This window comes from Streptomyces sp. NPDC021100, assembly GCF_044333095.1.
Taxonomy (GTDB): Bacteria; Actinomycetota; Actinomycetes; order Streptomycetales; family Streptomycetaceae; genus Streptomyces.
In genome coordinates this window covers 186226-198787 of sequence record NZ_JBIRQH010000009.1, presented here as the reverse complement: position 1 = coordinate 198787, position 12562 = coordinate 186226, and the positions used below count along the sequence as shown (strand labels likewise).

General features: G+C 71.7%; 8 protein-coding genes. All 8 read right to left on the bottom strand.

The features are described 5' to 3' along the window. Nucleotides 1–22: 22 nt before the first annotated feature. Complete coding sequence (locus tag ACH4PU_RS18985; protein ID WP_398272934.1) at nucleotides 23–1408, bottom strand: M28 family metallopeptidase; 1386 nt, start codon at nucleotides 1406–1408, stop codon at nucleotides 23–25. Between the two features lie 672 nt (nucleotides 1409–2080). Continuing rightward, nucleotides 2081–3154 carry an EamA family transporter RarD gene (rarD, locus tag ACH4PU_RS18980; RefSeq protein WP_398272932.1) on the bottom strand — a complete coding sequence of 358 codons (1074 nt, stop codon included), beginning with the start codon at nucleotides 3152–3154 and terminating at the stop codon, nucleotides 2081–2083. Between the two features lie 99 nt (nucleotides 3155–3253). Then, nucleotides 3254–5236, bottom strand: coding sequence for an APC family permease (locus ACH4PU_RS18975; RefSeq protein ID WP_398272930.1), 1983 nt, complete (start codon nucleotides 5234–5236; stop codon nucleotides 3254–3256). Between the two features lie 222 nt (nucleotides 5237–5458). Next, nucleotides 5459–6508 (bottom strand): 2-oxoacid:ferredoxin oxidoreductase subunit beta, encoded by a 1050-nt coding sequence (locus ACH4PU_RS18970; protein ID WP_398272928.1) that lies wholly within the window; start codon nucleotides 6506–6508, stop codon nucleotides 5459–5461. After that, nucleotides 6501–8495, bottom strand: coding sequence for a 2-oxoacid:acceptor oxidoreductase subunit alpha (locus ACH4PU_RS18965; protein ID WP_398272926.1), 1995 nt, complete (start codon nucleotides 8493–8495; stop codon nucleotides 6501–6503). Before ACH4PU_RS18965 ends, ACH4PU_RS18970 begins: the two co-directional genes overlap by 8 nt. Nucleotides 8496–8927: 432 nt before the next feature. Then, nucleotides 8928–9587 carry a response regulator transcription factor gene (locus ACH4PU_RS18960; RefSeq protein WP_185943984.1) on the bottom strand — a complete coding sequence of 220 codons (660 nt, stop codon included), beginning with the start codon at nucleotides 9585–9587 and terminating at the stop codon, nucleotides 8928–8930. Nucleotides 9588–9755: 168 nt separating this feature from the next. Beyond that, nucleotides 9756–11096, bottom strand: coding sequence for a sensor histidine kinase (locus ACH4PU_RS18955; RefSeq protein WP_398272924.1), 1341 nt, complete (start codon nucleotides 11094–11096; stop codon nucleotides 9756–9758). Nucleotides 11097–11290: 194 nt separating this feature from the next. Next, entirely contained in the window at nucleotides 11291–12511 is a 1221-nt protein-coding gene (locus ACH4PU_RS18950) for a sensor histidine kinase (protein ID WP_398272922.1), read from the bottom strand. Nucleotides 12512–12562: the final 51 nt, after the last annotated feature.

The window sequence follows — 12562 nt, the reverse complement described above, 5'->3', positions numbered from 1 at the left end:
GACCCGCTCCGCGCCGCAGGGCTCAGAAGGTGAGCTTCCAGCTGTTGACGGTGCCGCTGTCCTGGGCGGCGACGTCCTGGACGCGGAGCTTCCAGGTGCCGTTGGCGGTCTCGGACGAGGCGTCGACCGTGTAGGTGGCGACGACGTCGGACGCCGAGTCGTTGGCGCTGGACCCCTTCAGCCGGTACGTGCGCCCGCTGGGTCCGATGAGGTCCACGGTGAGGTCGCCGCGGTAGGTGTGCGTGATGTCCACGGACACCTTGAGCGCGGCCGGGGCGTTGCCGGTGAGGCCGCTGACCGCGATCGGGGACTCGACGGCCGGACCGTTGTCGGGAATGGCGACCGGCGTCTTGCTCTCGAAACTGGTGCCGGTGGGCGGGTTGGTGGACCCGCCGCCGCTGAGCTTCCAGATGGCGCCCGCGATGGCGGTGCTGTTGGTGCCGAGCGCCTTGTCGTCGATGTTCGCGATCGTGTCGCAGGAGCGGTGGTAGCAGCTGTCGAACGCCTTGCCGGCCGTCCCGCCCCAGTTGCGGGCCTGCTCGGCGGTCTTGATGTAGTCCGCGCCGCTGAACAGGCCGCCCACGCGGATGCCCGCCTGCTGGAACGGCGCGTGGTCCGAGCGCCCGTCGCCCTCGGTGTCGACCTCGGTGGCGATCTGCCGGGCGGCGAACCAGTCCTCGAAGAGGCTCTTCAGCGAGGCGTCGTAGCCGTAGACGAAGTAGCCGGGGTTGGGCGAGCCGATCATGTCGAAGTTGAGATACGCGTCGATCTTCGACCGCTCGGTGGACGGCAGTTGGTTGACGTAGTACGAGGAGCCGCGCATCCCCAGCTCCTCCGCACCCCACCAGCCGAACCGCAGGTGCTTGTCCGGCTTGTAGCCGGACTTGGCCACGGTGAGCGCTACTTCGAGGACGCCCGCGGACCCGGACCCGTCGTCGTTGATCCCCGGCCCGGCACTGACCGAGTCGAGGTGCGCCCCGGCGAACACGACGTGGTTCGCGTCCCCGCCCGGCCAGTCGGCGATCAGGTTGTAGCCGGTCGCGCCGCTGGTGGTGAACTGCTGCACGGTCGTCTTGTAACCGGCCGCGTCCAGCTTCGACTTGACGTAGTCGAGCGACGCTTTGTACCCGGCCCGGCCGTGGGCCCGGTTGCCGCCGTTGGCGTTGGCTATCGACTGGAGTTGGGTGAGGTGCGCCTTGACGTCGGCGGCGGGTATCTCGGGCGCGTCGGCGACTCGTGTGGCCGACGTCGCCGTGGTTCCTGCGGTTCCCGCTGTGACCGGCACCGCGATGGCCGGAGACGCGCCGATGAGCGTCACCGCCGCGACCGCGGTGCACGCCAGGAGAGTGGCGGAACGGCGGCGTCTTCGGGGGCTGGTGGGCAGGGTGGGACCTTGGACATCAAGCATGGGGGGCTCCCGTCCTTTTGACGTGCCCATGATGTTCAAGGGGTTTTCGGAGATCCGTCAAGGGCGGAATTCGGACAGGGGGGTTCGCTATCCGGATATCGGGCGGGGCATCCCCGCTGTTGTGCGGGGACCAGACCCCGATCACGCGTCGGCGACGCGGTAAGGGCGGGCCATCCCCGCGTGCGCGGGGACCACGCCGACGGCGAACTGTGCGAAGCTGAGGTCGATGGACCACCCCCGCGTGCGCGGGGACCACGGCATCAGGGCCAGGACGGGACGGGCCCACCAGGGACCGCCCCCGCGTGCGCGGGGACCACCGAGGGGACTCCGCCCAGCGCCACGTGGGTCAGGGACCACCCCCGCGCGCGCGGGGACCACCCCAGTCGGGCGTCGGCGGCGGGGGCGGCGGCGGGACCACCCCCGCGCGCGGGGACCACCGCTTGCTGTACTTGCCCGACCTCAAGTACGGGGGGACCACCCCCGCGTGCGCGGGGACCACACGGCGTGACCTGCGCGTTTAGCCAGCGGCAGGCCGGTTTTTACTCACTTTCGCAGCTTCCGGCATTCGGGCTGATCCGTAGCGAACCGCTCTCCAGAGCTGTGCGTTGGGCGCGTGAGCAGCGTATCCAGGCCCCAGATCGTAGAGCCAGGCGCCGCCCCGCGCCCATCCGTTCACGCCCCGCCGCGCCCCGCCGTCGCGTCCGGCTCGCCCGCAACGCCCGCCGCCGCCTCCACGGCGGCCTCCGGCCGCGCCGGCTCCGCCGGGGCCGCGGGACCCGCCGTGACATCCGGCCCGTCGGAACCCGGCGGCTCCGCCGCCGCCCGCTCGCGAGCCGCCGCCAGTTCCACCCGCGTCGCCCGCGCCGAGCGCATCGCGTCCCAGGTCAGCATGGCCAGCGCCAGCCACACCAGCGCGAAGCCCGCCCACCGCTCCGGCGGCATCGACTCGTGGAAGACGGCGAGGCCGAGGGCGAACTGGAAGATCGGGGCCAGGTACTGGAGCATGCCCAGCACCGACAGGGGGAGGCGGACCGCCGCCATGCCGAACGACACCAGCGGCAGGGCGGTGATCGCGCCGGAGGCGAGAAGCAGCAGCAAGTGCCCCGCGCCCTCGCTCGCGAACGTGCTCTTGCCGTCCGCGCCGAGGAAGATCAGGAAGCCCAGCGCGGGCAGGAACTGGACGGCCGTCTCGGCGGCCATCGACTCCAGCCCGCCCAGCCCGACCTGCTTCTTGAAGAGGCTGTAGGTGCCGAACGACGCCGAGATGCCCAGCGCGATCCACGGCAGCTTGCCGTAGCCCACCGCCAGCACGATCACCGCCGCCGCGCCGACGCCGACGGCCGCCCACTGCGCCGGCCGCAGCCGTTCGCGCAGGACGACGACGCCGAGGGCGATGACGACGAGGGGGTTGATGAAGTAGCCGAGCGACGTCTCGACCACATGGCCCGCGTTGACGGCCCAGATGTAGATGCCCCAGTTCACCGAGATCGTCGCGGCGCTCAGCGCGATCATCCCGAGCCGCTTCGGCTGCCGCAGCAGCGGGCGTATCCAGGCCCAGCGCCGGGTGAGGGCGAGCGCGGCCACGACCGTCACCAGGGACCACACCATCCGGTGCGCCAGGATCTCGAACGCCCCGGCCGGCTCCAGGAGCGGCCAGTACAGGGGGAACAGCCCCCAGATCGCGTAGGCGGCGAGACCGCACAGGAACCCCGTGCGCGTCTCGTTCTGCTGCGTGTCCGGCTTCACGGATCCCTCCCGGCGGTTTCGACGACGACCTCGCGAAGGTAACGCCGTCCGGGGGTGCCTGTCATGTCCGTACCGAATGACGGTCATGACGCCGGACGGCTACGGACCGGGCCGCTCCGTCCCCAGCGCCCCCCGCAGCCGTTCCACCGCCCGCGAGACGTCGAACGGCAGGACCGTGACGGCCACGTTCGGCAGCTGCTCCAGCGTCCGCGCCATCTGCTCGCCCGTGCCCCGGTGCAGGAGCCGCCCGAGCGGGGTGGAGTACGTCCGCTGGGGGACGAGCAGGGTCAGCGCGGTCGAACCGTCCGCCGTGGTCCGGGCGGCGAGTTCGAGGACGGCCCGCCGCAGCCGCCGGTCCGGGCAGTCGATCAGCTCCAGCGGGACGTTCGTGCCGGGCGTCGCCTCCCAGCGGGCGGCCAGCCGCCGCGCCCGGGCCTCGTCGATGACGAAGTGCAGGGCGCGGACCTCGTCCGGCCGCAGCTCCTGCGCGTACCGCAGGGCCTTGACGGCGGCCAGGTCGAGGCTGTCCACCAGGACGTACACCAGGTGCCGCCGCCAGTGTGGCCGGCCGGTGGTGAAGGCGGGGACGTTCTCCAGCACCGCCGCCTCCGTCCGGTAGTGGCGGTTGATGCGGATCAGCGCCCAGACGCCGACCGGGAAGACCACGACCACCAGCCACGCGCCCTCCGTGAACTTGGTGATCGCGAAGATCAGCACCACCAGTGCGGAGACCACGGCGGCGGCCAGGTTCACCGCGATCTTCGCCCGCCGGCCCGGCCCGGACGAGCGCACGTGGTGCGCGGTCATCCCGGCGGCGGCCATGGTGAAGCCGGTGAAGACGCCGATCGCGTACAGCGCGACCAGCTTGTCGACATTGCCGCCGGCGAGGAGCAGCAGCCCGAGCGAGACGACGGTGAGGCAGATGATGCCGTTGGAGAAGGCGAGGCGGTGCCCGCGCCGGGTCAGCTGGCGGGGCAGGAAGCGGTCCTCGGCGACGAAGCTGGCGAGGAAGGGGAAGCCGGTGAACGGCGTGTTGGCGCCGGTGTAGAGGATCAGCGCGGTGGCGAGCTGTACGAACACCAGACCCGCCGTCCCCGCCTGGCCGTCACCGAAGACCAGGTGCGCCTCCTGGGCGAGGACGGTCGGGTTGCCCTCTTGGTAAGGGATCGCGTGCGTGAAGTGGGCCAGCGCCGAGACGCCGAACACCATGATCCCCAGGATCAGGCTCATCACGGTAAGTGTGCGGCGCGCGTTGCGGCCCTGCGGGTGCCGGAAGGCGGACACGCCGTTGGAGATCGCCTCCAGGCCGGTGAGCGACGAACCGCCGTTCGCGAACGCGCGCAACACGATGAACAGCGACGCGCCGTACAGCCAGCCGTGCCCGCCCGTGCCCAGCGGGACGGCACCGGGCGCTGCCGTGTCGGCGTGCGGCAGCCCGCCGCCCAGCCCCCGGACCAGCCCGATGGTCAGCAGCAGCCCCACCGCCGCCATGAAGAGATAGGCCGGCAGCGCGAACGCCCGGCCCGCCTCTCGGATTCCGCGCAGATTCCCGTACATCAGCAGCACCACGACGCCGATCGTGATCGGCAGTTTGAGATGGTCGATGCCGTGGTAGCCGTGGCCGACCAGGTGGGCGAGGGAGATCAGCGCGTCCGTGCCGGCGGCGGTCTGCACGGCGACCGTGACCGTGTAGTCCACCAGCAGCGCCACGGCCGCGATCTGCGCGACGCGCGGTCCCAGGTTCTCCCGGGCGACGACGTACGAGCCGCCGGCCCGGGTGTAGACGGACACGACGTCGCGGTAGGCCAGTGTCACCAGCAGCAGGACCAGCAGAATCGCCCCGGTCACCGGCAGCAGCAGCGTGAACGCGGCGATTCCGGCGACGGGGACGAGGATGCGGAGCATCTCCTCCGAGCCGTACGCGGTGGACGAGATGCAGTCGGAGGCGAGGACGCCGAGTGCCATCGGGTTCGACAGCTTCTCCTGCGCGAGGCGCTCCGTCACCAGGGGTGGGCCGAGGAGGGCGCGTTTCACGCGGTAGCGGAGGCGGTCGGGTGGGAGGGGAACTTCGGCGTCGGCCATGTCCTCTATGAGAGCGGGTGGCTCCCGGGGGTGGGCGGGTCGACGCGGCGGGAACACTCGTTTGGTGGTCCCCTGGTCCCTCCCCTTCACCGCTCGTCCTCGAACGCCGGACGGCCTGAATACCAGCCCGTCCGGCGTTTGAGGACGACCGCGCGGAGCGCGGTTTCGGGGTGCGGGGACCCGCCCCCCGCAAGAAACGGTGAAGGGGCGGGGCTGGGGCCCCTACCCGGCCACCGTCCAGGTGTCGCCCCCCGTGAGCAGCCCCGCGAGGTCCCCCTTGCCCCGCTGCTCCACGGCCGTCTCCAACTGCTCGGCCATCAACGTGTCGTACACCGGCCGCCGCACACTGCGCAGGACGCCGATGGGCGTGTGGTGGAGGGTGTCGGGGTCGGCGAGCCGCGACAGCGCGAACGCCGTGGTCGGGGATGTGGAGTGCGCGTCGTGTACCAGCACCCGCGCCTCGTTCTCGGGCGTCACCTCGATGACCGTGAGGTCCCCGGTGGCCGGGTCCCGCACCACGCCCTTGGATCCGTCGGCGCCGAAGCGGATGGGCTGTCCGTGCTCCAGGCGGATCACCGCCTCCTGCGCCTGCTCCTTGTCCTTGAGCGCTTCGAAGGCGTTGTCGTTGAAGATGTTGCAGTTCTGGTAGATCTCCACCAGCGCCGTGCCGGGGTGGTCGGCGGCTTGGCGCAGGACCTCGGTGAGGTGTTTGCGGTCGGAGTCGATCGTGCGGGCGACGAACGACGCCTCCGCCCCGATCGCCAGCGAGAGGGGGTTGAAGGGCGCGTCCAAAGAGCCCATCGGCGTGGACTTGGTGATTTTGCCGACCTCGGAGGTGGGGCTGTACTGGCCCTTGGTCAGCCCGTAGATCCGGTTGTTGAACAGCAGGATCTTGAGGTTGACGTTGCGGCGCAGCGCGTGGATGAGGTGGTTGCCGCCGATGGAGAGCGCGTCGCCGTCACCGGTGACCACCCATACCGACAGATCGCGGCGGGAGGTGGCCAGGCCGGTGGCGATGGCGGGGGCGCGGCCGTGGATGGAGTGCATCCCGTAGGTGTTGAGGTAGTACGGGAAGCGGGAGGAGCAGCCGATGCCGGAGACGAAGACGATGTTCTCCCGGGCGACGCCCAGTTCGGGCATGAATCCCTGCACGGCGGCGAGGATGGCGTAGTCGCCGCAGCCCGGGCACCAGCGCACTTCCTGGTCGGACTTGAAGTCCTTCATGGACTGCTTGGCTTCCGCCTTGGGCACCAGCTTCAGCGCCTCAGACATCGATGGCCTCCTTGAGCACGGTGGCGAGCTGCTCGGCCTTGAACGGCATGCCGCTGACCTGGGTGTGAGAGCGCACGTCCACCAGGTAGGTGGCGCGCAGCAACAGGGCGAGCTGGCCGAGGTTCATCTCCGGCACCACGACCCTGTCGTAGCGCTTCAAAACCTCGCCCAGGTTGCGCGGGAAAGGGTTGAGGTGACGCAGGTGTGCCTGGGCGACGTGGGAGCCTGCGGCGCGCACCCGTCGCACGGCCGCGGTGATCGGGCCGTAGGTCGAACCCCAGCCCAAAACCAGGGTCCGGGCCTGGCCGGAGGGGTCGTCCACCTCGATGTCGGGGACCGCGATGCCGTCGATCTTCGCCTGGCGGGTGCGGACCATGAAGTCGTGGTTGGCCGGGTCGTAGGAGATGTTGCCCGTGCCGTCCTGCTTCTCGATCCCGCCGATACGGTGCTCAAGCCCCGGCGTCCCCGGTACCGCCCAGGGGCGGGCCAGCGTCTTCGAATCGCGCTTGTAGGGCCAGAACACCTCGGTGCCGTCGGCCAGCTCGTGGTTGGGTGACGCGGCGAACTGCACCCGCAGATCGGGCAGTTCGTCCGGCTCCGGGATCCGCCACGGCTCCGAGCCGTTGGCCAGGTACCCGTCGGAGAGCAGGAAAACCGGCGTGCGGTAGGTCAGCGCGATCCGCGCCGCATCCAGGGCGGCGTCGAAGCAGTCGGCCGGCGTCTTCGGCGCCACCACCGGCACCGGCGCCTCACCGTTGCGCCCGTACATCGCCTGCAACAAGTCGGCCTGCTCGGTCTTGGTCGGCAAACCGGTCGAGGGACCACCACGCTGGATGTCCACGATCAGCAGCGGCAGCTCCAGCGAGACCGCCAGACCGATCGTCTCCGACTTCAACGCCACACCCGGCCCCGACGTCGTCGTCACCGCCAGCGCCCCGCCGAACGCCGCCCCCAGCGCCGCACCGATCCCCGCGATCTCGTCCTCCGCCTGGAAGGTGCGCACCCCGAAGTTCTTGTGCTTCGACAGCTCGTGCAGGATGTCGGAGGCCGGAGTGATCGGGTACGAGCCCAGGTACAGCGGCAGATCCGCCTGCCGGGAAGCGGCGATCAACCCATACGACAACGCCAGGTTCCCCGAGATGTTGCGGTACGTACCGGCCGGGAACGCGGAAGCCGCGGGGGCGACCTCGTAGGAGACCGCGAAATCCTCCGTCGTCTCACCGAAGTTCCAACCCGCCCGGAACGCCGCCACGTTCGCCTCGGCGATCTGCGGCTTCTTCGCGAACTTCTTCCGCAAAAACCGCTCGGTGTTCTCCGTCGGCCGGTGATACATCCACGACAGCAGCCCCAGCGCGAACATGTTCTTGCTGCGCTCGGCCTCCTTGCGGGAGAGCCCGAACTCCTTGAGCGCCTCGATCGTCAGCGTGGTCAGGGGGACGGGGTGGACGTTGTAGGCGTCCAGCGAGCCGTCCTCCAGCGGGTTCGTGGCGTAGCCGACCTTGGCCATCGGGCGCTTGGTGAACTCGTCGGTGTTGACGATGATCTCCGCGCCCCGCGGGACGTCCGCGATGTTCGCCTTCAACGCGGCGGGGTTCATGGCGACCAGGACGTTCGGGGCGTCGCCGGGGGTGAGGATGTCATGGTCGGCGAAGTGGAGCTGGAAGGAGGAGACGCCCGGGAGGGTGCCGGCGGGCGCCCGGATCTCGGCGGGGAAGTTCGGCAGCGTGGACAGGTCATTGCCGAACGAGGCCGTCTCGGAAGTGAAACGGTCACCCGTGAGCTGCATACCGTCACCCGAGTCACCCGCGAACCGGATGATCACCCGGTCCAGGCGGCGGACCTCCTTGCCGCCCGAGCCCGCTTCCGCAGCGGAGGCGCGCTGCCCGGTGAGGCGCGACGGCTCCTCCCCGGCCCCGGGCGGGGAGACTCCGGGCTGCTGTTCGGCTGGTTCGGCCTGTTCGGCCGGGCTGCTGACCTGGCTGGTCACTGCTTCGGACCTCCCTCGTGACGGCGGTCCCGCACACGAGGTGCCGACCGGCGTTCCCATCGCCATCGTACGTGGGCGGGGCACGGCCATCCGGGACGGATCACGGGATGGGGAGGCCCCGCAGCACCCCCATCCTGGCATGCCCGCTTCCGGCCATCCTCGATGTCGCCGGTGCTCCGGCGCACGCCCTCCGCCCCCAGGACCAGGACCGGAGGAGGAGGCCGGGCGTCCGGCCCCGGCACCCGCCGGGCTGACGGGGCGTCAGGCGGGCGGAAGCGGAAGCGCCGGAAAGGTGTTCAAGCGCGTCCCGGCGCACGCTCCGGCCCGTCCGGCGCCTGGGGACGGCGCGTTCCACAGAGGTCCGGGGGCCCGGCCCCCGGAACCGGCGGCGAAACGAAGACCGGGGCGCCCCTCACGACCGCAGACAGGGCCTCACGAACGCAGATACGTGAGGACCGCCAGCACCCGCCGGTGATCGCCGTCACTCGGCGACAACCCAAGCTTCATGAAGATGTTGCTGACGTGCTTCTCCACGGCCCCGTCGCTCACCACGAGCTGCCGGGCGATGGCACCGTTCGTCCTGCCCTCCGCCATCAGCCCCAGGACCTCCCGCTCGCGCGGGGTGAGCCCGGCCAGGACGTCCTGCTTGCGGCTGCGGCCCAGCAGCTGGGCGACGACCTCGGGGTCGAGCGCGGTGCCGCCCCGGGCCACCCGGACCACGGCGTCCACGAACTCCCGCACCTCGGCCACCCGGTCCTTGAGCAGGTAGCCGACCCCGCGGCTGCTGCCGGCGAGCAGCTCGGTCGCGTACTGCTCCTCGACATACTGCGAAAGGACCAGGACACCCAGGTCCGGATGGTCCCGGCGGAGGCGGACGGAGGCGCGGACGCCCTCGTCCGTGTGGGTCGGGGGCATGCGGACGTCCGCCACCACCACGTCCGGCAGCGCCCCCTCGTCGGCCAGTACCCGCACCGCCTTCAGCAGCGCTTCGGCGTCCCCCACCCCGGCCACGACCTCGTGGCCGCGGTCGGTGAGCAGCCGGGTCAGGCCCTCCCTGAGCAGCACCGAGTCCTCGGCGATGACCACCCGCACCCTGTCCGCGGCGTTCTCGACCACGCGTCCGGCCCCCTGGCTTCCCGGCGGACGCTCCGGCCCGCGCTACGACTGCGACGTCCCACAGCATCGCAGCAAAACGGCCCCGGGACGGACGGTCCGGGGCCGTGGTGCGATCAGGCGGGCGGGCGATCGGGCGCGTAGCGGTCAGCGGTCGCGCCAGGGCAGCTCCGCGGTGATGGTGGTGGGGCCGCCGGCGGGGGAGTCGACGACCAGCAGGCCGTCGACCGAGCCGAGCCGTTCGGCGAGCCCGGCCAGGCCGCTGCCGTCGGCGGTGGACGCGCCGCCCCGCCCGTCGTCCCACACCTGGAGCATCACGCGGTTGCCCGAGCGCCACACCTCCACCCGCGCGGTCCGGGCCCGGCTGTGCTTGCTGATGTTCTGGAGGAGTTCCGAGACGGTGAAGTACGCGATGCCCTCGATCGCGGGCGCCGGGCGGCTGTCGAGGTCCACATGGACGGCGACGGGGACGGTGCAGCGGCCGGCCACCGACGACAGGGCCGCGTCCAGGCCGCGGTCGGTGAGGACGGCGGGGTGGATGCCGCGGGCGAGGTCGCGCAGCTCCTGGAGGGCGATCTTCACTTCGCCGTGCGCCTCGTCCACCATCCTCGCGGCGGCCTCCGGGTCCTCCAGCAGCTTCTCCTTCGCCAGGCCGAGGTCCATGGCGAGGGCGACGAGCCGGGCCTGGGCGCCGTCGTGCAGGTCGCGTTCGATGCGCCGCAGGTCGGCGGCGGCCGTGTCGACCACGACGCCCCGGTCCTGCTCCAGCCTGGCGACCCGGACGGCCAGCTTCGACGGGCCGAGCAGGGACTTCACCAGCATCCGGTCCATGGTGGCCATGCCGTGGATCAGCCACGGGGTGGCCAGGACGATCACCAGGCCGACAGCGGAGGCGGCGGCGACTTCGAAGGGGTTGTCGAGGTAGACCTCGTGGGTCCGGTCGCTGAAGACCTGCATGCCCGGCTGCCCCCACCACGCCGGGTACATCCACTGGTAGGCCGGGTAGAGGAGCAGGGACCAGCCCAAAATCTGGAGGACCAGCGACGCCGTGAACGTGCAGATGGCCCACGGCATCTGCACCACCGCGTAGACCATGTGCCGCCAGGACGCCCCGCTCTTCAGCAGCGCCCACACCCAGCCCATGAACCCGCCGTTCCGGTTCTCCGCCTGGACGGGGAGCGGCCCCTCGACGTCCGCGCCCAGCAGCAGCCGGGCCCGGGTCCGCTCCACCGCGCCCAGCACCCGCGCCCCGGCGAGGCCGAGGGCCAGCACCGGCAGGCCGATGAAGGTGACCAGGAGGCCGAGCCCCAGCGAGACCGTGGTGACGGCCCAGGTGAAGCCGGCGATCGAGATCGGCAGGCTCAGCTGGAGGTAGAGGAACGCGCGCCAGGTGCGTCCCGACAGGGGGGCCCGCAGCGCGAGCGGCAGCCGGTGGTGCCGCTCCGCCGGGGCGGCCGGGTATCCGTGGTCTCCGTAGTCGATGGCCATCTCCAGGGTTCCTCTGTCCTCTGCGTCCGTCGCGTCCGCCGGAAGTGCGGGATGACTCCAGGTTCTCCCGGGGGGAGAGGGCCGGACCATGCGGTGGGTGGGTGTTCTCGGGGTGGGGTTCTCCCTACCCCGAGGGGCTCAAGGGTTTTTCAGGAACCCTCACGGCGGCGGGGAAGCGGAACGTCCCCGCGGCGTCAGTTCCGGGACCGCCACGGCAGCTCGGCCGTGATCACCGTCGGGCCGCCGGCCGGCGAGTCCACCTCGAACAGGCCGTCCACCGAGCCCAGCCGCTCCGCGAGCCCGGCCAGGCCGCTGCCGTCGGCGGTGGACGCGCCGCCCTGCCCGTCGTCCCGCACCTGGAGCAGCAGCCGGTCGTCCCTCCGCCACACCTCGACCTCGGCGGTCCGGGCCCGGCTGTGCTTGCTGACGTTCTGGAGGAGTTCCGAGACGGTGAAGTACGCGATGCCCTCGATCGCGGGCGCCGGGCGGCTGTCGAGGTCCACATGGACGGCGACGGGGACGGTGCAGCGGCCGGCCACCGACGACAGGGCCGCGTCCAGGCCGCGGTCCGTCAGCACCGCCGGATGGATGCCGCGGGCGAGGTCCCGCAGCTCCTGGAGGGCGAGCTTCACCTCGCCGTGCGCCTCGTCCACCATCCTCGCGGCGGCCTCCGGGTCCTCCAGGACCTTCTCCTTCGCCAGCCCCAGCCCCATGGCGAGGGCGACGAGCCGGGCCTGGGCGCCGTCGTGCAGGTCGCGTTCGATGCGCCGCAGGTCGGCGGCGGCCGTGTCCACCACGATCCCCCGGTCCTGCTCCAGCTCCGCCACGCGCCGTTCGAGCTCGTCGGAAGGGCTCAGCAGCCCGCGCGCCATCGCCCGGTCGACCGAGGCCATGGCCCGGGCGAGGTGCCCGAGCACCGGCCAGGCGACGAAGAGGGCGCAGATCGTCACGCCGAAGGTGAGCACCCCCCACGGCAGCCGGACCAGCGTGTACAGCGTGGTGCGCCAGGCCACCGTGTCCTTGAGGGTCCTCCAGACCCAGCCGACGGCCCCCCGGCGGGATCCGCCGCGCGGCAGCGGGCTCGGTTCGTCGACCCGGACGCCCAGCAGCGCCCGCGCCCGGCCCCGCTCCATCCGCCCCACGAACCGCACGCCCATCAGGCCCGCCGCCAGCAGCGGCAGACCTATGACGGTGAACGACAGCAGCACGCCCGCGAACAGCCACAGCGCCACGTACACGAACCCGATGAGCGACGTCAGCAGGTTGCTCAGCAGGTAGAGGACCTCTTTCCAGGTCCACGCGTCGAAGGCGAACCGGGCGGGCGGCAGCCGCTCGTCCTCGGACCCGCCCCCGGAGGGGACGGGGACCCGGGGCCGGAGACGGGTGGGTATCGGGGAAGGGCTGCGGGCGGTCACGGTCCAAGCCTGCCCGGCGCTCCGCCATCCCCGCCATGGGGGCCCCGGGAG

What these genes read in the sequence shown, in the direction of transcription:
- ACH4PU_RS18985 (WP_398272934.1), bottom strand. Translation starts at nt 1,408, where the DNA reads ATGCTTGATGTCCAAGGTCCCACCCTGCCCACCAGCCCCCGAAGACGC.
- ACH4PU_RS18975 (WP_398272930.1), bottom strand. Translation starts at nt 5,236, where the DNA reads ATGGCCGACGCCGAAGTTCCCCTCCCACCCGACCGCCTCCGCTACCGC.
- ACH4PU_RS18955 (WP_398272924.1), bottom strand. Translation starts at nt 11,096, where the DNA reads ATGGCCATCGACTACGGAGACCACGGATACCCGGCCGCCCCGGCGGAG.
- ACH4PU_RS18970 (WP_398272928.1), bottom strand. Translation starts at nt 6,508, where the DNA reads ATGTCTGAGGCGCTGAAGCTGGTGCCCAAGGCGGAAGCCAAGCAGTCC.